This is a genomic window from Weizmannia sp. FSL W8-0401 (assembly GCF_038009125.1).
GTDB lineage: Bacteria > Bacillota > Bacilli > Bacillales > Bacillaceae_C > Weizmannia > Weizmannia coagulans.
Map to the genome: position 1 here is coordinate 521,083 of NZ_JBBPAG010000001.1, position 19,255 is coordinate 540,337.

Consider the following 19,255-nt stretch of genomic DNA (forward strand, 5'->3'; position numbering starts at 1 on the left):
TTTCCTTTGAAATCCTTACACTTTATATTCGACAAAAGTAGCCAAAATCCTTGTCAAATCTGGAATTTTTGCTTATTCAGCAAGCCCGAATTAGAAATCTTGATATAATAGGTTCCTGCCTCCAGATCAACACTCTTTGACCATTGCTTCGGCGTTTGAGAGGATCCACCATATATGTCTTCATCTCCCCAAACATCATTTCCACTTTCATCCAGAAGATCCAGAGAAGCATCATAAATGTTTGAATCTACGTGAACATCAATGGTGCCTGCTTGTTTCAAAATGAATTTATAGCAATCCGTATCATCATTTAAGCTAAGAAAACCGTTGATTTTCTGGGTATTGAGTGTAATAGGCTGTGCTTGTGATGTGCCATTGTTCGGCTCTTTTTCATTGCTTCCTGCAGTATTAAATCCAACCTTTAAATCATATTTTCCGGTATAATCATCGGCCTGGGAAATCTTGATGTAATAGGTTCCGGCCTCCAAATCAGCTTGATCCGACCATTGTTTTGGCGTGGAAGCAGATCCATCGTAAATGTCTCTGCTATAACCCCATACACTCTCTCCATTTTCATCTGTCAGATCCAAGATAACAGCTTCGATATACGAGTTTAAATTGACTTTCACTGTACCAGCCGAAGGCAGTGTAATTTTATAGACTTGCTCAGCATTTTTGTTACTTATTGTGTTAGTAACTGTCGTATTAAAGTTTAAAGTTTGCGTGGTGCTCGCAGAAGCATGACCTGTTTGTAAAACAAGTGCTGGTAAAATTAATGCAATTGCCAAGACCAAGTAAATGGTTTTTTTATAACCTTCACTATTCAACCCCTCCAGTATCGACAAATTAAAAATAAGTGGGAAAACACGTCTCCTTTCTTTGCAAAATTAAAAAAACTAATTCTATTATAAAAGAAATTGGAAAAATAAACAACAATTTTTATAGGGCTTTTGTATGAGGGATTTATCGTATTTTTAAAGCTACAAATCCTGTTTTCCAGAGTAGTTCGGGAATTCCGGGGAAGTCAGTTAGTACCAGCGTAAGGTGGACCCCATCGTCAAGACACAAATTTAAAATTTTTAAGGTGGGGCAGAATCTGAAAAACAGATACTGACTAATAGAGCGTGAGGATGCTCATTGGAGGCAGTTAGTGGACAGTTCACATTTTTTGGAGTGATTCATCCTGCTTTATTTTTCCTTCTCTGGGGGTGTTGTGTCAAGGGCGAGTGTAGCGAGGGCTTTGCCGAACCCTTGACACAACACCCCCGGAGAAGTATCCTCTACCCGAAAGATGAATCACTTAAAGGCCATAAACGGAGGCAGGAGTCTTATAGCCCAGGGCCTATGTAGCGCTGTACAGCCTTTCGGTTGATGACCAAACCTTCGGCATTCAGTAAAGCAACAATGCGCCTGGAGCCGTAATAGGGATGTTTGGTGTAGATTTCATCAATCCGATGTTTGATAAACAATTCTTCAGGAGACGGCCCGACTGGCTTGTAGTACAGGCTTGAACGGTTCAGGCTCAAAAGATCGGCCTGGATGGAAATTGGCAGTTTTGCTTCGTCATCCCAGTCGACCATTTCAACTCGTTCTGCTCTACTCCTTAATTCCAGATTTTTTTTAAGCCACGACAACTGCGTGGTTAGGCGGCCGACTTCCGCATAGAAACTTTCAATGGTCTGTTCATACTCGGCTTTCATTTTTCAACTTTTTTGTTGCCTTTTTCAAAGACTTTTGGCATCTGTTTGTTTATTGCAAAATTAAAGTGCAGAGATGTGCAAAATTTCTATGCAAATGGTTATGCAGAGGGGCTTTACATGGAGGGGTAGCCATGATAACCTGTTTGGGTTTGCCAAATCTGTTACAGCTGGCCGCTTGGCAAAAGAATCATGGCTGCAGAGGCTCCATGTCAAGCCCTTAATAGCGAGAATTCAGATTGAATTTTTATGCGGTATAAACGAATTTATATACTGCAATACTCTGCACTTTTTTCTTGCAAAAAACAATCTGTTCAAGAAAAGCATTTCTCCATTGGCGAATTTGATTCACATGGATTCCATGAGCAGAAGCAATTTCGTTCATCGTTTTTTCTTCTTTTAAGACCTCTAGCACGACTTGAGTTTTAAATTCAGGCGTATAACTTTTTCTCATAAACCTACTTTAACAGCTCCTCATTTTGTGTCTAGTTTTATGGGTCCATTATAGCGGGGCTGCAGCTGGGTTCCGTTTAAAAGTGGGGATTTTCAATCTGAAAAAAATATGAGAAGGTTCTTCATAGGACAGGAAACTATGGCCCCATTGTTTGGTAACAGACAAATTTTCAACTTGTGGCATCATGGGGAAGGTGAGATATCATATGAATAAGTTGCCAGTTACAACAAAATTTTGTCGAATTGTATAGTCTTGGATGGAAAAATGTTATATAATTTAAATAGTTTACACATAAATGATTTTGGAGGAAATGATGAAAAAACTGAGGATCTTTTTATCCATTTTACTGGCGGTTGTTGTATTGGGCGGCGGTGTAGCTTATTTTGCTTACCAAAAGCTGCAGCCGGAGAACCATTTTAAAAACGTGCCGACCGTTTCTAAAACAAGGAACAACCCGGGCAGCCAAGGCGCAACAACACCCAAAATGAAGGAAAACGTATTCAATGTCCTTTTACTCGGTTCGGATGAGCGAAAAGGGCAGAAGGTGGGCCACTCGGATTCGATTATCTTGCTGCATGTCGATCTGAATAAGCACAAGTATAACATGGCCAGCATTCCCCGTGACACACGCGTGTATCTTGATGGCTACGGCTATACGAAACTGACAAGCGTGCAATATATTAAACAGGCAACAGGTGGCACAACAGCCGGGATTAAAGCCGCTATTAATTCAATCAGCCAATTGACAGGCGTACCGGTCAACTATTATGTGGAAACGAATTATGAAGGCTTGCAGTCGATGGTGGATGCGCTGGGGACGATTGATGTGGATGTGCCGTTTGATGTAAAACTGACACACCCCTGGTACCCGGAAAACAAAGGAAGAATAATTGCACAAGGTACGCAGACGCTTGACGGGGAGATGGTGACAGAGCTTGTACATGAACGCTATTCGTTGAAAAATGTGGACTATGACCGCCAGCTGTTGCAGGCAAAAGTGCTGATCGGTATTGCCAAAACCGCACTCCAGCCGAAAAATTTAACAAAACTGCCGAATCTGGTGGACAAATCATCTGATTTTGTCATTGCTACCAATATGTCCAAAACAGATATCGCAAGCCTCGGCCTGCTTGTAAAAAATCTCAACACAGATAAGCAAGTGACCTATTACCAGCTGAAAGGCACTTCTAAAAGCATGTATGACGATATTTTAAAAAACAACAACTCGGAAATCGTCCTTGACCAGACGGCATTGAAAAAGACCATGAAGCACTTTGAATAAAAGGATTCGGAATGGGGGATTGTGATTTGCATGATGGAGCTGGGATAAGCGGCATTTTCCGACGAGACGAAGTACGTGGAAAGGGAAGCAGTGTAAGGATGATAAAAAGATGCCGTTGTTTGGTCCGGCATCTTTTTATCATTATGAAGCTAAAGCGGGAAAGCTGCTCTGTTGTTTTAAAAGGGAAACGATCACGAGGCCCACTGCTGTTTTTGGATCCAACAATATACCTGTTAAGGCAAATCGTTGCCGGCAGCAAAATAAATATCATACCAGTCTCGGCGGGTAAGGCTTACTTTTGATGCTTCTGTGATTTTTTTCAGCCTTTCCGGGTTCATTGTTCCGGCAATGACTTGGATTTTCGCCGGGTGCCTTAAAATCCATGCGGTTGCGACGGCCTCTTTGGAGACGCCTTGTGCTTGCGCCAATTGGCCGAGTTTTTCGTTCAATTCCGGGAATCTTGGATCGTCGATAAAGACGCCTTCAAAGAACCCGTACTGGAATGGCGACCAAGCTTGAATGGTGATATCATGCAGGCGGGAATATTCCAGAATTCCGCCGTCATGGTTGATGCTGCGTTCGTCTTTCATATTGACGTGCATCCCGAAGTCAATCATGCCGGTGTGCGCGATGCTGAATTGCAACTGGTTGACAATCAGTTTTTGAGAAACGAATTTTTGGACAAGTTCTACCTGGTACGGATGGAAGTTGCTGACCCCGAACTGGCGGACTTTGCCGGCATCTTGCAGTTCTGAAAAAGCTTCGGCAACTTCTTCCGGTTCCATTAATGGATCAGGGCGGTGTAGCAGGAGTATATCCAGGTAATCGGTTTGGAGCCGTTCCAGAATACCGTCAACCGCTTGTAAAATATGCGATTTGGAAAAATCATACATTTTGTCGCCGATGCCGCATTTTGATTGTAGAATGATATCTTCCCGTTTGATGGAACTGTTTTTCAGCGCATTTGCAAAAATTTTCTCTGATTCTCCTTTTCCGTATATATCGGCATGATCAAAGAAATTGATGCCATGCTCGACTGCTGTTTCAATCATCGTTTGTGCCTCTTTTTCCGATAACGCATTCATCCGCATGCAGCCTAAAGCAACTTCTGATCCCAATATACCGCTCTTGCCAAGATTGATATGATTCAACTTCATACCTCCTGTAAAATTCTTCACAATTTTATTATGAGTTTGGATCGTCTGCTAAGTCAATGAAAAGCACTTGCACGACCGGGAAATGGCGGATCAAATTTGCAAATTGCAGATAGTAAAATTCACTTGAAAATAGGGCGAGTGTCCTTTAAAATAAAACTGAAAAATAAGAAAAGGAGTGAGCGATTTGCCATTGGAACTGGTAATGGAAAAACAGGCCGGTTACAACGTGCATGACCGTTTGTTTAAGGAGCTGATCCAAAACTTTTTTAAGGAATTTATGGAAGCGTTCTTCCCGGATGTGTCAGCGGATCTTGACTACCGCCGGGTGAGGTTTTTGTCGCAGGAACAGTTTACGGACTTTCCGGGCGGCGAACAAAAACGGGTTGACATCCTTGCCGAGACGAAGGTAAAAGGCAAAGACACCGTGATTCTCATCCATGTAGAGCCCCAGTCGTATTACCAGAAACTTTTTCCTGAGCGACTATTTCGCTATTACATGATGATCAGCCTCAGGCACCGGAAACCAGTATTGCCGATTGCCGTATTCAGTTATGAGGAGAAAACAGAGACCCCCGATACGTACACCTTTGCCTTCCACAACATCGAAATTCTTCGTTTTCACTATTTATCCATTCATCTGATTAAGAAAAACTGGAGAGATTATATCCGGAGCAACAATCCCGTTGCCGCAGCATTGCTGAGCAAAATGGGGTATACAAAAAAAGAGCGGGTGCAGGTCAAACTGGAGTTTCTGCGGATGCTAGCCCGGATGGAACTCGACCCTGCAAAAATGAGGCTGTTATATGGTTTCTTTGATTTTTATTTAAAACTGAATGAAAAAGAGGAGGCGGAAGTAATGGAAAACATTAAAATGCTGGATCCGGATGAAGCAGAGCAAGTATTGAAGCTGCCGAATTCTTACTTTGACCGCGGGTATAGGAAGGGAAAAGAAGAAGGAAGAGAAGAAGGTGAAGAAAAGTTAAAAAGATTTATTGCCAACTTGTTAAAAAATCAAGTGGATTTGAAGATCATTGCCCAAGCATCCGGCTTGAGTGAAGAGGAGATCCTGAAAATCAAAAGGCAGATAGAGGGGGGAAAGCATTGAGCCCGGTTTGTGACGAAGCAGAACAAGTAATAAAGCTGCCGAATTCTTACTTTGACCGCGGGTATAGGAAGGGAAAAGAAGAAGGAAGGGAAGAAGGAAGAGAAGAAGGTGAAGAAAAGTTAAAAAGATTTATTGCCAACTTGTTAAAAAATCAAGTGGATTTGAAGATCATTGCCCAAGCATCCGGCTTGAGTGAAGAGGAGATCCTGAAAATCAAAAGGCAGATAGAGGGGGAAAGCATTGAGCCCGGTTTGTGACGAAGCAGAACAAGTAATAAAGCTGCCGAATTCTTACCTTGACCGCGGGTATAGGAAGGGAAAAAAGGAAGGAAGAGAAGAATTGTTACAAACGATTCCAATTTCACGTTTTAAATCAAGCGTAATGCTTTTTTTATTCCGGTTGGCGCATAAATAGCAAGCGCTTACTTTTTGCTGGAACGGCGGCCCCCATCCCCGTGTTTCGTCACTCCCGCCGGGTGCTTCGACTTTGATCACTTCTGCACCGAGATCGACAAGGATCATTGTGCAAAAAGGCCCGGCCAGCACCCTTGTTAAGTCAAGCACTTTTATCCCGGACAATGCGGCTTTCAATCTATCCACCCCTTTCAAAAAATAGAAAAAACCAGCATTTGCATCCAAAAGGCACGGATAAAAATGACTGGCTTTTTCTGTCGAACAACTTATCTTGCGGAATAAGCAGGCAGAATAAACAGTTATGTCTTTCATCAACAGGATTGCCCCCGGCTGGCTTTGTTCACGTATTCCGGGGATGGAACATCGCACAAAGCTTGGTGGGTGTTATGTATATAGGATAATCCATTTCGGCAAAATTGTAAATTGTTTTTGAATATTTTTATTAAAAAATCAAAGTAAACAGGTGACATCCCTGTACGGTTTATCAGCCAGCTTGGCCCTGCTGATTGCGGTTTATGGTGCATTCGCATAGCGCGTGGTTGATTGGATTTTCATCATACCAGTGCGTGTTGAATTCCAATATCCGGAAAATCTTGTTTGCATTATTTTTGACCGCCGAATTGGGGAATGTTAAATTAGAGGAAAATGGTTTTTCAGGAGGGATTTTCATGGAGGGGAATAAAAAACAGATCCGGCTGGCGAGAAGGCCTGTTGGAACGCCAACAATGGAAGATTTTGCTTTTACCGAAGCGCCAATTGGCACACCGGGTGAAGGCGAAGTGCTAATTCGGAATGTGTATATCTCCGTCGATCCGTACTTAAGGGGCAGAATGGAGGATGTGAAATCGTATATCCCACCGTTTCAGCTGAATGATGTCATTGTAAGCGGCGTGATCGGACAGGTTGTCGCATCCAAGTCCGCCCAATTTGCCAAGGGCGACATCGTGATCGGCTCACTTGGCTGGGAAACATATTCGCTTGCGCATGAAAAAATGATCCGGAAGCTGGATCCCGATCTTGCGCCCGTTACGGCCAATCTTGGCATCCTTGGAATGACCGGGCTTACCGCGTATTTCGGCCTGATCGATATCGGGAAGCCGAAATCAGGCGAAACGGTGGTTGTATCGGGTGCTGCAGGGGCGGTCGGCTCCGCTGTCGGCCAGATTGCAAAAATCAAAGGGGCGCGTGCTGTCGGAATTGCCGGATCTGAGAAAAAATGCCGCTACCTGACAGAAGCATTAGGGTTTGATGCTGCCATTAATTATAAAACGGAAAATGTCGGAAAGGCACTGAAGGAAGCCTGCCCTGACGGTGTTGATGTATATTTTGACAATGTTGGCGGTGAAATTTCCGACGCGGTCTTCCCGCTGTTGAACAATTTTGCGCGCATTCCGGTATGCGGCGCCATATCCGCTTACAATAAAACAGAGCCGGATGTCGGGCCGCGTGTACAGAGTTATTTAATCAAAACGAGTTCGCTGATGCAGGGTTTTACAGTCGGCCATTACAGTTCCCGTTTTAAAGAAGCCGGCGCCCAGCTTGCCGCCTGGTTGAACGAAGGCAAATTAAAATATGAAGAAACGATAACAGAAGGTTTTGATTCGATCATTGACGCTTTTCTCGACTTGTTTAAAGGAAAAAATATCGGTAAGCAGCTGGTGAAAATCAGCGAATTTGAGTAATGTAGTGAGAAATAATGCATAATGGGTGCAGGCCGGCTGCACAAATTGGGGCATAACGATTCATGGATCAGGTATAGGGCGGGGATAAAGGCTGCCATACTTGACAACAAGTGATGTCCTTCTTTTGTGCGTTCCCCAGGCTATATGGAATTTTTCAATAGGATCCATCACAATGCAGCAGAAATTAAAAATACCGTTGTACCGGTGTATTGCTTTGCATCTTTTATATAGAAGAATTCAAAAACGGCCATTCAAAAATACTTTTGGATCGTGGCTGAATCTGTGTTTTTAACGGCTTTCCGAAAGAAGTCTCCCATCCTCTAGGAATGTAAAGGTGCGAATCGCACCAATGAGTAGGTGGGAGATGAATTTCGGTTGGCTTTAGCCAAAGTTATTTTTCCAATCCTTTTCTCAACAATTCTAAGATTGCGGCTGTTCTAGTTGGAATCCCATTTTCTTTTTGATATTGCTCCAATTTTTCTAATATCGTCTTAGGCATACGAATTTCTACACGTTCTTTCTCTTCTCTCATGATTATCACCTCATATTGATTGTACGGATTTTTTACAGTATAATCAATATATACGAAATTTTTCCGCACAAAGTGAGGTGAATGGATATGGCCAAGCAAAACAAAGCTTTCAAGTTTCGTTTGTTACCAAACAAAGAACAATCCGCATTATTAGCTAAGACATTTGGTTGTGTTCGCTTTGTCTACAATAAGATGTTAGCTGAACGCAAAGAAACGTATGAAAAGTTCAAGGATGATAAAGAATTGCTTAAAAAGCAAAAGTTTCCGACTCCTGCAAAATATAAAAGTGAATTTCCATTCCTAAAAGAAGTGGATTCTTTAGCTTTGGCAAATGCACAAATGAACTTACAGACTGCTTATAAGAATTTCTTTGAAGGAAATGCGGATTTTCCAAAGTTCAAAAATCGTAAAGCAAAACAATCCTATACAACTAATATGGTCAACGGAAATATTAAGCTAGAAAATGGTCATATCAAACTGCCAAAAATCAAAAAGCCAATAAAAATGAAACAGCATAGAGAAATTCCTGCTGATTATAAATTGAAATCCTGTACCATTTCCAGAACAAAGTCAGGAAAATACTATGTTTCCGTACTAACAGAATACGAAAAAGATATACAGCCTAAAACAATAGAAAATGTCATTGGGCTAGATTTTGCTATGGCTGAATTATACGTGAGTAGCGAGAATGAGAAAGCCAATTATCCTCGTTATTATCGTGTGATGTCAGAAAAATTAGCAAAAGCACAACGAATTCTTTCTCGAAGAAAGAAAGGTTCTGCACGTTGGAACAAGCAACGACTAGTAGTGGCTAAGTTACATGAGAAAGTGGCGAACCAACGCATGAATTTTCTTCATCATAAGTCAAAAGAATTAGCTTCTAACTTTGATGCTGTCGTGATTGAGGACTTGAACATGAAAGGGATGTCTCAAGCCCTTCACTTTGGGAAAAGCGTTCATGATAACGGCTGGGGGATGTTCACTACTTTCTTAGCGTATAAGCTAAAAGAACAGGGGAAACAACTTGTGAAAATTGATAAGTGGTTTCCCTCCACTAAGAAGTGTTCATGTTGCGGCAAGGAAAAAGAAATGCCATTATCTGAACGTGTATATAAATGTTCTTGCGGCTTTGTATTAGATCGCGATCACAATTCTGCAATCAATATCAAAAATGAGGGATTACGCTTATTCGCGTTATCATAAGTAACAAAACTCTTGGAACAAGAGGGTTAGCTCGGTCAGTTTTCGTTGGCTAGTAAAAGCAACGATAAGTCGAGAAGCCCCCACTTCAATCAAACCGTAAGGTTGATAAGTGGAGGGTAGTTCACAAATCTTCTTTAACAGTATTTAGCAAAAGCCAAAAACAAAACAGGTTTCATGCAAGTCTACTTTTTTATTGGCAGATTTTTCATTATTTCACCACAAGAATCCGGATGTGCGGAGGGGAAATCGTCAAATATCTTTACCTTGCACACGCCTGGTGATTCCGGTATGATAGGGGCACAATGGTGTCGGCGCAGGAGGATATAAAATTTGAGAGAACTGCTAACTAACCGGTTTGTCCGGATGATTTTCTTATCGGAATTATTTTTGCAAGCCGGGATCTGGGTACGGAATTTTGCCGTCCTGTTGTTTGTTACAGATAAAACGAACGGAAATCCGCTTGCGGTATCGATGATTTCAGTCGCAGACTATTTGCCAATTTTCATCTTTAGTTTTATCGGCGGGGCATATGCGGACCGGTGGCAGCCAAAGAAAACGATGATCTGGTGCGATTTGCTTAGTGCCGCCTCAGTTTTTGCCGTGATCGGCGCGCTTATATTTGGTTCGTGGCAGGTGATCTTTTTTGCCATGCTCGTTTCTTCCACTTTATCGCAATTTTCGCAGCCTTCGGGATTAAAGCTGTTCAAAATGCATCTGGAAGAAAGCCTGATTCAGCAGGGGATGGCGGTGTACCAGACGATTTATGCCGTGTTCATGATTTTCGGCCCGGTGATCGGCACATTTGCTTATCAAAGGTTAGGAATTGATCTTTCGATAACCATTACCGGGGTGGCCTTCCTGCTCTCCGCAGCGGCCTTGTCTTTTATTCCGCGCGATGAAAAGGTCAAAAAGGCTGAAAATGCGACAAATATTTTCCAGGAAATGAAAAGCGGGGTTCGTTATGTGCTTGCAAAGAAGGAGCTCAGGCTGCTTGGCTGCGGATTTCTTACTGCCGGGCTCGGCGTCGGGTTCATTCAGCCGATGAATATTTTTCTTGTAACCGATCGCCTCGGCCTGCCGAAAGAATACCTCCAGTGGCTCGTGATGGTAAACGGGATCGGCATGATTGCAGGCGGCGCGTTTTCAATGTTTTTTTCAAGATCCACTTCCCCGCTTAAGTTGCTCGTTACCGGACTGCTCGCGAATGCCCTCGGGCTTGCGGTGATCGGCGCGTCAACTTCTCTTTGGCTGACGCTTGCTGCGGAGCTGGTTTCCGGCCTGTTCTTGCCAAGCATTCAAATCGGGATCAGCACAATGGTTTTACAAAATACGGAATCGGACTATATTGGCAGGGTGAATGGCACGCTTTACCCGCTTTTCACGGGGGCAATGGTGATCACGATGAGCCTTGCCGGCCTGGTGAAAGTATGGCTGTCGGTGACGGCTGTTTTTGAAATTGCGGCGTTATTTTTTATCATCGGCCTCTGCTTTGCCTTCCCGTTAATGAAAGAAAGATCACACGCGAGGTGAAGTCTTTGCGGGATAGGCAAGAGGCAAACATATTTGCAAAAAAAGTTTTCCAAAAGAGGATGCTTCGAAACGGCGGAAGCACCCTTTTTCGTATATCGTTCTATAAAAATGAATGGACAGCAGGGCAGTGAAAGGGGAATAAAAGCCTTGATTTCGAATCGGCAAAAACAAATATTATGGTTGTTACAAAAGTCGGATGGCCCTCTGAATGCGAAGGCCATCGGGGAGCGGCTGGGCATTAGCGACCGGACGGTAAGGGAGGAAATTCGGCAAATTCAACAGAAAAGCGATGAGCTTGGCGTAAAATGGAAATAAAGGAATGCTGCGGGCAAATTCGTTTTGTTCCCATGGCCGGCAACCTGTTTTCCCACAGGCTGCCAGGAACAGGCGGAAAGGAAATATTACGGCCTTTGCATGATTCGTTTAGGGCTTACTGAACAAATCAGATAGTTGAAGTTGCTGCCTAACGCAAATTTTATAAAACTTCTTATTCAAAATGTTTCCTAGCATCATGATTTACACTCCTGCCGGCCGTTCACATTTATGCTGTTACTTTGTGCTTAGTTTGTGCTCAAGCTGTTGTACAATTTGCGCGTGTTTTTCTTCTGACAGCTTGATTTTGAAAAAGTAGAGCAATGCTGCAATGGCAATTAAAATCATCGGGCCGAAGAAAATGAAAAGTTTAAAGATGGACAGCCCATGGCTTGAGATATCACTCGGGAGGGCATTCCCTGTCATACCGGCAAGTACGGCCGCTATCCCGACAATCCCGTTGGAAAAGGCGCCGGCCAGTTTATCAAGCAAAGGGCGTACGGCTAATGTGACAGACTCATTCCGGTTCCCAATTTTTAATTGTCCGTATTCCACACTGTCGGTAATCGTCATAAGCGCGGCCAGGAAAATCATCGGATAAGGGAAAAAGTACAGCGAAACAGCAACCAAAACAGGAATTAAATGATGCCCGGCCGTTAAAAACAGCACGTAACCGCAAAGCATGAATATAATGCCGCCGGTGTAAATGGTTTTGCGTTTCACCCATTTCACCATGACCGGGAACAGGGCAACAGATACCATTCCTAAGATGGCCGTAATCACGCCGACTAAATAATAATCACTCTGTCTTCCTAACACATATCTAAAATAGTAAATTAAAAGCGAGTTTGTAATCGTATACCCTAAGGCAAAAAGAAAATAAGAGAGTGCCAGCCACATTAACTGGTCATTTTTGCCGAGCACTTTAAACACATCGCGAAGGCGAATCTTCTCGGCGCTTTCACGGATCAAGTTCTTTGTTTCTTTCGTCCCCCAAATGGTGGCCATCGCCCCTAAAAAAGAGACAAGCGCAATGACAATTGCAAAACCGAGCCACCCGGCGCGTGTTTCCGTCTCACCTGATGTACCGGAAAAAATATGGGAGAAAAAAGTAACGAGCGGTACAACCGCGATGACAACGCCCTGGGCTCCTAACGTAGAGCCGAAACGGGAAATCGTGCCGAATTTGGCCCTTTTATCCGAATCAATCGTTAAAGCCGGCAGCATCGACCAGAAAGAAATATCCTTAATAGAATAAAATACATCAAGAATCACAAAAATAATGCCAAATAGAATCAAATAAAGATACGGGCTTTTTGTCGTTAAGCCGCCTAAATTGGTAAAAATAAGAATCAGCGCGATTGAACTTACAGCCGCCCCGGTAAACAGCCATGGTTTAAATTTTCCGTAACGCGTTTCCGTATTGTCAATGATGCCGCCAATAAACGGATCTAACGTGATTTCAGCGATACGGATCACGACGATCATGGTCGTTACAATCCCAATCATTTTCGCACCCAATCCCGAATGGCTGTTGTCAAAAAGCTGGCTGGTGACAAAGATCATAAAATAGGTGCTTAAAGCGCTGTAAAAAGCATCATGTCCAAAAGCCCCGAGTGCATATGACAAATACTGTTTCAACTGTTTCATTCTTAACTCCTCCTGCCTGGGTTTGCCTGTATAAAGCTTCATAATTTTTACTAAAAACTTTGGAGTTTCAAACGAGAATAATAGAGGAAAACCATAAAAGCGCTAACATAAACCGCTTACAAAGAAAGGATATGCCAATCTAACCGCGATGTCAAGTGATTTTTTAGTAAAGTTTTACTAAAATGCGACGTACTTTTCTCTACGAACATGTTCCACGTTTTCCAAAAGGAGAAAGCCTCTTTCCGACTCGGCCGCCATGCCCACACCGGCATCAAGGATGAACGGATGAAAGAGATTCTTGCTTATATTGGGAAAAATTACCGTAAACCGATTACACTCGCGGAAATCGCCAACCGTCATTATTTGTTGCTTTACTACTTATCCCACTATTTCAAAGAACAAGTGGGTGCCAGTTTCTCCCAATATATCAAACAGCTCCGTTTGAAATCGGCAGTCCGCGAGCTTATTTATACGGACCACCCGATTACCCGGATTTCCCTGAACAATGGTTTCCCAAATGTAAAGGCATTCAATAAAGCTTTTAAAGAAAAATACTGGCAAACGCCTTCCGAATATCGCCGTTTTCACCAAATCGAACTTTCGGATACGGAGGAAGGGCGCGGAAAGAAAAAATCCACATTGCTGAAGTCGCCCCAATTTTTCATGGAAGTCAGCAAATACATTTCGGACCGGGAAAAAAGCACGATGCTGACGGAACTGGCGGTCTCCACCGTCTATATCGATCTGCCGCCGGAGCCTGTGTTCACTGGCGAAAAAGGTGCAAAAATACTGGCAATCGGGAACCTGGAATATGTTTTGCATGAAGAGGTACAGGCGGAGTTGAGGATCGTCCAGGAGGAAATCGGATTTGACTATGTCTATTTTTCCAATCTGTTTTCGGACAGCTTTGCGATGACAACCCCCCTCTATCAAATTGGCGGGCAATTTTACCAGATGGATGCCCTGTTGAACAGTTTTCAACGGCTTGGGCTTGTGCCTTTCATTCGCGTGGAGGTTGAGAAAGAAGCAGCAGACAGTGCCGGATATTTAAAGAAGCTGGATGCCTTTTTACAGCACAGCCTTCAATACTTTGGCAGCCCTTTTGTCGAAAAATGGCGGTTTGAATTGGCTTTCAGGGAGTGGGGCGGCACGCAAAGAAACTTTTACCAGGCTTTTTATCAAACAGTGAAGAAGCGGGCTTCTGCTGTGAAAGTAGGCCTGCATGTGCCGGTTTCTCCGGCAGCTTCTAAGGCAGCCTTTTTGAAGCAAATTTCCGGCCAATGCGAGTTCGTTTGTTTCACTTGCAACCCCAATGAAAAAGTGGATTTTACCGATATGAATAACCGTACCTTTGAAGGTGTAAATATCCTCTTTTTGTAACCGCCGCATGATATGGCATGTTATTTTGTTGCTTCAACACCATCAGCGCGAATAGGCGGCGCATCATCATACGCATTTTCAATATGCTCCAGTGAACGCCCGGTTGTTCTTGGTGCCAGAAGGGAGATATCCAATATGACAATAATCATTGCCAGCGCCACGATCGCAAACATTGTTGTTGCACCTTGATGCTCCAAAACTGGCAATAGAATGAAAGGCATTAAACCGCTCATCAGCCGGCTTACGCTATAAGCTGCACCGGTGGCCGTTGCCCGGATCTCAGTTGGAAAGATTTCCGCCTGCAGGACATGAAAAGCATTTGAAAAAATATTGCTGCACAGCGTATAAATAAATCCAAAAACAATGATCATGGAAGCAATAGTCCCCATTCCAAATAAAATTCCAAACACGCCCATGCCAAAAGCTGAAGCACTAACAAGCCATTTTCTGTCAATTTTTTCGATGAGTGGAACGGAAAGCAGAGCACCAAGCGGGTAGCCGATGAACGAGAGTGCAATATACTCTAAGGAATGACTAATATTGTAACCTTTTTGCGCCAACACAAGAGGTGACAGTGTACCAAACCCGTAATATCCGATCGTTTGGAAAATTTGGAAAATGTAAAGCATGATTGTATTCTTCATCCATTTTTTTTTGGAAGATCGGCCTGCTTTGCCTGTCCTGTTGAGCGGCATCACGCTGTGTCAGGGAAGCCTTTGCACGGAATTCCTCTGCTTGTGTCTTACTGCCACCCAATTTTTTAAATACTTCTGCCGCCTCATCCCACTTTCCTGCCGTTGCCAGCCATCTCGGGGATTCCGGCAGCAAGTGTGCTGTTAAAAAAACAATAAGGGCACCAATCGAACCGATCATAAACATCCATCTCCATCCTTCAATTCCAAGCGGTGTTAACGGAACAAGCATGCGAGCCAGGAATCCCTCGGCCGGAATGGAGAGAAATGAAAGCGTATAGGCCCAGGCAATGTATTTTCCGCGCTTTGCTGTCGGGATGATTTCACTTAAATAAGCATCACATAACGCAGGCTGTGCACCGAGACCCAAGCCTGCCAAAAAGCGGAATAAAATAATGAATCCAACGTTCGGACTTAATGCAATGCAAAAGGTAAAAATGCTGTAAATCCCCAGATTGATAAGAAATGCTTTTTTCCTTCCGATTTTGTCGGCCAGTCTGCCCAAAAAGATAGCTCCGATAAACATCCCTAAGAAACTGGAACCCAATAATAATGAAAGCATGGATGACTTAACATGGAATTCTTCACTTAGAACACTGCCCAGAACGCTTGCTAGAAATACTTCGAAAAACTCAAAAAAATAGTCCGACTCCAATAATGATCGTTGCGCGCTTATGGTATTTTCCAACAGCAAGTTGATCCAACTGTGCCCCAATGGTTACTGCCACACATATTCCTCCTATTCCGTCTGTATGACCAAGCTGTTGTAATTAAAACATTCTCAATTTTTTATATCATAAACTTTTCCCATCCGGATCGTCAACTATCGGCGGCGAAAAATTTAAACTTTTTGTATTTATATAGCATCTAGCTTTGAAGATGATTTTAAAGAGACACTGAAAGAATCCATTCTCTTGCCGGAATGATTATGGTTTAACAAACCTTGGAATAAATGCATCAAACGCAAACAAGAGAAAAATCTTACCGAATTATCAGGAACATGGATACATTTTTTGAATTATCAGTATAACCGCCCATTGACAACGACTGAATGAACCTGTATATTTAGTCTTGTGAAATGTTTCTTAGGGTAACGAAACTGTTTGTGTGATTTCGCTGTGGCCGGAGCTTTCTAATGCGGGCCCGGGCAGATGCTCAAGGGATTGGAGGAGGCTTGCTTGATGCAAGGGCTGTTTTACCGCTATATACGCTTGTACCGCGTACTGATCAAGAAATTGAACGGCTTATTGGCACAGTTCGGGTTGTCCTATTCGCTCTGGCAGGTGACGTTTTATGTGCGGAATTTCGGCCCGTGCACACTTGTGGAAATTTGCAAGTATTATCAAATTGAAAAACCGAATGTGACAAGGATTGTCCAAAAGCTGGAAGAACAGGGAATCGTAGAACAGATCCCGGGAAAAGACCGCCGTGAAAAAGTGATTCGGATGACGGAAAGAGGCGAAAACCTCTACCGGCAGTGCCGCGCGGAAATTACCGGATTGGAACAGCAGGCAATGAAGGGGATTCCGGAAGCGGAGCAAGAGATGGTATTCGAACTGCTTCCGCAAATCAGAGACAATTTAGATCACAAAGGGGAGGAAACAAATTGAGCAGGCCGAAGTTATGGACAAAGGATTTTATAATTGTTTCGACCGCGAACTTTTTTCTGTATTTTACATTTTACTTATTGATGGCGACCGTTACGATTTTTGCGACTGACCGGTTTCATGCATCACCAAGCGCGGCCGGCCTGGCATCAGGGATTTTCGTCGTCGGGGTCCTGGTTGCGCGGCTCTTTGCCGGCAAATCGATTGACCGCATCGGCAGGAAAAAGATGCTTTATGCTGGTTTTATTGCGATTATCATCATTTCATTATTTTATTTTGTGACGAATCAACTAGGTGTTTTACTGGCTGTCCGCTTTTTAAACGGCGCAGCGCTTGGGATAGCTTCAACTGCAACGGGAACCATTGTTGCCGGGATCATACCAAATGAACGCCGCGGGGAAGGCACGGGTTATTATGCATTGAGTGTGACACTTGCCGCGGCTGTCGGGCCTTTTGTCGGCATGTTCCTCATTCAGCACGCAAGTTTTAATATGGTATTTGCTTTATGCCTTGTGCTATTGGCTTTGAGCTTTATCTCCGCCCTCTTTTTAAAGATGCCGAAAGTGGTACTTTCAAAAGCGGATCTGGAAAAGATGAAGGGGCTCAAAATCAGCAATTTCTTTGAGCCGAAAGTGTTCCCAATTGCCATCATCAGTGCATTTGTCGGGCTCGGCTACTCTAGCATCCTGTCTTTTTTGACTTCATATGCGAAAGAAATGAATCTTGTTGATATTTCAAGCTTTTTCTTTATTGTTTATGCTGTAACGGTGCTTGTGTCCAGGCCGTTTACGGGAAGATGGTTTGATACAAAAGGCGAGAACTTTGTCATGTATCCTTCGTTTCTTTTGTTTGCGGCAGGGCTCGTGCTGCTGAACCAGGCTGACAGCGGACTATTAATTTTATTGGCCGGAATTTTCGTCGGGCTTGGGTACGGCACTTTCTCGGCAAGCGGGCAGGCGATTGCAGTCAAAGTATCGCCGAAAAACCGGATTGGGCTTGCAACTTCAACGTTCTTTATTTTTCTTGATGCCGGTGTCGGGGTCGGGCCGTTTTTGCTCGGGCTTTTGGTTCCGTTCGCTGGTTATCACGGCTTGTACGCCATCATGGCTGTTGTCCTTGTCCTTTGCGTATTTCTTTATTATTTTGTCCATGGGAAAAAAGCTGCATCTATGCAAGGCGTGGTGGAAGAAGCAGAATAATTTGTCTGAACACAAACCCGGGGATTGCCCCCGGGTTTGTTTTTTTTAGCCGTTTGCCCGGTTCAAAAGCAAAGGCCGGGGAATCAAAAAAGAAGCAAGAGGCAGGCTCTTTTGACTGCACAGCGTAAGGTCCCTGTTTTTTCATAAGATAAGTTAAAAAATATTTTATAAAAAATTTGATTATCACTAATTGTTCCGTTTACAATAAACATAAGCGGAGTTTTTTACGTAAAAATAAATAAAAATTTACATATAGTTTTCGTAAAGGATAAGGTGGTTATTATGGCGACAATGGCTGATATTGCCAAAATGGCGGGGGTATCCATTGCAACCGTGTCCAGAGTTCTGAATTATGATGATAAGGTAGTGGCATCTGATGAAACAAGGCGAAAAATATTTGAAGCAGCCGAAAGTCTGAACTATACAAAACATATAAACAAAAAAACGGCCAGGAGGGAAAAAATCGCAATTGTACAATGGAGCTCGCAGGAAGAAGAACTGAATGATATTTACTATATGTCCATCCGCTTGGGGGCTGAAAAATACGCAGAGGAACACGGCTTGTCCATCTCCCGGGTTTATGCCGAATACGAAAAGATCCCGGGTGATGTGGAAGGAATTTTAGCGATTGGGAAATTCTCAAAACAGCAGATTCAAGTGCTTCAATCTTTTCAAAAACCGATTTGCTTTGTGGATACTTATTATGAGGTGGGAAGTGCTGATCAGGTTATGGTAGATTTTGAACAGGCAGTTAAAGATGTCATTGATTACTTTGTACAACAGGGGCATCAGCGGATTGGATATATCGGGTCGTTGGCTGAGGATGAAATGAATTCCGGAATTGATCCGCGCAGTCTTGAATATACCAGATATATGCAAAAGTTAGGGCTCTATCGTAAAGAAGATGTTTTTGATTTTAAAGGGAAATATGATGTTCGTGCCGGCTACCAGCAAATGATTTCTGCTATTAGGAACAGGGGGGATCATTTGCCGACAGCTTTTTTTATTGCAAATGATCCGATGGCGATCGGCAGTTTAAAGGCCCTTCATGAAAATAACATCCGGGTTCCGGAACAAGTGAGTTTGATCGGTTTTAATGACGTAAGTGTGTCCCAATATACGGTTCCCGCCTTGAGCACAGTAAAAGTGTATACCGAAGTGATGGGCGAAGAAGGGGTGGCATTGTTGCTGGAACGTATAAACAGCCGGGAAATCCCTAAAAAAGTCAGACTGGGGACAAAACTTGCCATAAGAGAAAGCAGTAAATGAACGCTTCCTCTGCAAAATATTTACGTAAAAATTATGCAAAAAGGAAGTTAAAAAGTTTAAATTTTTATTGATTTTTGCGTAAAATTGTAGT

The 19,255-nt window shown here is 43.2% G+C and carries 18 protein-coding genes and 2 pseudogenes; 11 read left to right on the forward strand and 9 right to left on the reverse strand.

Annotated features, from left to right (window positions below):
• Positions 1-53 precede the first annotated feature (53 nt).
• The 3 genes and pseudogenes from NSU00_RS02420 to NSU00_RS02430 all read right to left on the reverse strand — a co-directional run bounded on the left by NSU00_RS02420 (position 54) and on the right by NSU00_RS02430 (position 2,151).
• The gene (locus tag NSU00_RS02420; protein ID WP_340703355.1) at positions 54-827 is read right to left on the reverse strand and encodes a PPC domain-containing protein; all 774 of its coding nucleotides are present in this window, start codon (positions 825-827) and stop codon (positions 54-56) included.
• Positions 828-1,343: 516 nt separating this feature from the next.
• A pseudogene (locus NSU00_RS02425) lies at positions 1,344-1,738 on the reverse strand (IS3 family transposase); the annotation flags it as partial.
• Positions 1,739-1,944: 206 nt separating this feature from the next.
• The gene (locus NSU00_RS02430) at positions 1,945-2,151 is read right to left on the reverse strand and encodes a transposase (RefSeq protein ID WP_445684484.1); all 207 of its coding nucleotides are present in this window, start codon (positions 2,149-2,151) and stop codon (positions 1,945-1,947) included.
• A 313-nt stretch (positions 2,152-2,464) separates the two neighbouring features.
• On the opposite strand from NSU00_RS02430, the gene NSU00_RS02435 reads away from it, so the two are divergent.
• Positions 2,465-3,433, forward strand: a complete 969-nt coding sequence (locus NSU00_RS02435; protein ID WP_340703904.1) for an LCP family protein — start codon at positions 2,465-2,467, stop codon at positions 3,431-3,433.
• 233 nt (positions 3,434-3,666) lie between these two features.
• Here the strand turns inward: NSU00_RS02435 and NSU00_RS02440 are convergent, their stop codons facing one another.
• A complete protein-coding gene (locus tag NSU00_RS02440) occupies positions 3,667-4,584 on the reverse strand; it encodes an aldo/keto reductase (RefSeq protein WP_061565457.1) in 918 nt (305 codons plus the stop codon).
• Between the two features lie 196 nt (positions 4,585-4,780).
• Here NSU00_RS02440 and NSU00_RS02445 point away from each other — a divergent pair, with 196 nt between their 5' ends.
• Complete coding sequence (locus NSU00_RS02445; RefSeq protein WP_315958954.1) at positions 4,781-5,695, forward strand: Rpn family recombination-promoting nuclease/putative transposase; 915 nt, start codon at positions 4,781-4,783, stop codon at positions 5,693-5,695.
• Entirely contained in the window at positions 5,692-5,952 is a 261-nt protein-coding gene (locus NSU00_RS02450) for a hypothetical protein (protein WP_328013454.1), read from the forward strand. The genes NSU00_RS02445 and NSU00_RS02450 overlap by 4 nt, the downstream gene beginning before the upstream one ends.
• Positions 5,953-6,048: 96 nt before the next feature.
• On the opposite strand, the pseudogene NSU00_RS02455 reads toward NSU00_RS02450, so the two are convergent.
• Positions 6,049-6,285, reverse strand: a pseudogene (locus tag NSU00_RS02455) (CoA transferase); the annotation flags it as partial.
• 491 nt (positions 6,286-6,776) lie between these two features.
• Between NSU00_RS02455 and NSU00_RS02460 the strand changes: the two are divergent.
• The gene (locus NSU00_RS02460; protein WP_029143143.1) at positions 6,777-7,790 is read left to right on the forward strand and encodes an NADP-dependent oxidoreductase; all 1,014 of its coding nucleotides are present in this window, start codon (positions 6,777-6,779) and stop codon (positions 7,788-7,790) included.
• 391 nt (positions 7,791-8,181) lie between these two features.
• Here NSU00_RS02460 and NSU00_RS02465 read toward each other — a convergent pair whose 3' ends face one another.
• Positions 8,182-8,322, reverse strand: coding sequence for a ribbon-helix-helix protein, CopG family (locus NSU00_RS02465; RefSeq protein WP_003352379.1), 141 nt, complete (start codon positions 8,320-8,322; stop codon positions 8,182-8,184).
• 87 nt (positions 8,323-8,409) lie between these two features.
• Between NSU00_RS02465 and NSU00_RS02470 the strand changes: the two genes are divergently transcribed.
• The 3 genes from NSU00_RS02470 to NSU00_RS02480 all read left to right on the forward strand — a co-directional run bounded on the left by NSU00_RS02470 (position 8,410) and on the right by NSU00_RS02480 (position 11,370).
• Entirely contained in the window at positions 8,410-9,525 is a 1,116-nt protein-coding gene (locus NSU00_RS02470; RefSeq protein WP_340703357.1) for an RNA-guided endonuclease TnpB family protein, read from the forward strand.
• A gap of 330 nt (positions 9,526-9,855) precedes the next feature.
• Positions 9,856-11,055, forward strand: a complete 1,200-nt coding sequence (locus NSU00_RS02475) for an MFS transporter (RefSeq protein WP_013858362.1) — start codon at positions 9,856-9,858, stop codon at positions 11,053-11,055.
• A gap of 108 nt (positions 11,056-11,163) precedes the next feature.
• Positions 11,164-11,370 (forward strand): HTH domain-containing protein, encoded by a 207-nt coding sequence (locus tag NSU00_RS02480; protein ID WP_327077200.1) that lies wholly within the window; start codon positions 11,164-11,166, stop codon positions 11,368-11,370.
• Between the two features lie 234 nt (positions 11,371-11,604).
• Here NSU00_RS02480 and NSU00_RS02485 read toward each other — a convergent pair whose 3' ends face one another.
• A complete protein-coding gene (locus tag NSU00_RS02485; protein WP_340703358.1) occupies positions 11,605-13,017 on the reverse strand; it encodes a glycoside-pentoside-hexuronide (GPH):cation symporter in 1,413 nt (470 codons plus the stop codon).
• 285 nt (positions 13,018-13,302) lie between these two features.
• Here NSU00_RS02485 and NSU00_RS02490 point away from each other — a divergent pair, with 285 nt between their 5' ends.
• Positions 13,303-14,397 (forward strand): helix-turn-helix transcriptional regulator, encoded by a 1,095-nt coding sequence (locus tag NSU00_RS02490; protein ID WP_340703359.1) that lies wholly within the window; start codon positions 13,303-13,305, stop codon positions 14,395-14,397.
• Between the two features lie 20 nt (positions 14,398-14,417).
• Here the strand turns inward: NSU00_RS02490 and NSU00_RS02495 are convergent, their stop codons facing one another.
• Entirely contained in the window at positions 14,418-15,041 is a 624-nt protein-coding gene (locus NSU00_RS02495; RefSeq protein WP_340703360.1) for an MFS transporter, read from the reverse strand.
• A complete protein-coding gene (locus tag NSU00_RS02500; RefSeq protein WP_340703361.1) occupies positions 14,932-15,777 on the reverse strand; it encodes an MFS transporter in 846 nt (281 codons plus the stop codon). Before NSU00_RS02500 ends, NSU00_RS02495 begins: the two co-directional genes overlap by 110 nt.
• A gap of 493 nt (positions 15,778-16,270) precedes the next feature.
• Between NSU00_RS02500 and NSU00_RS02505 the strand changes: the two genes are divergently transcribed.
• From NSU00_RS02505 to NSU00_RS02515, 3 genes are all read left to right on the forward strand, one after another.
• A complete protein-coding gene (locus NSU00_RS02505) occupies positions 16,271-16,699 on the forward strand; it encodes a MarR family winged helix-turn-helix transcriptional regulator (protein WP_029142376.1) in 429 nt (142 codons plus the stop codon).
• Positions 16,696-17,895, forward strand: a complete 1,200-nt coding sequence (locus NSU00_RS02510; RefSeq protein WP_029142377.1) for an MFS transporter — start codon at positions 16,696-16,698, stop codon at positions 17,893-17,895. Before NSU00_RS02505 ends, NSU00_RS02510 begins: the two co-directional genes overlap by 4 nt.
• Before the next feature lie 282 nt (positions 17,896-18,177).
• On the forward strand, positions 18,178-19,164 hold the full coding sequence (locus tag NSU00_RS02515; RefSeq protein WP_013858377.1) for a LacI family DNA-binding transcriptional regulator: 987 nt from the start codon (positions 18,178-18,180) through the stop codon (positions 19,162-19,164).
• Positions 19,165-19,255 lie beyond the last annotated feature (91 nt).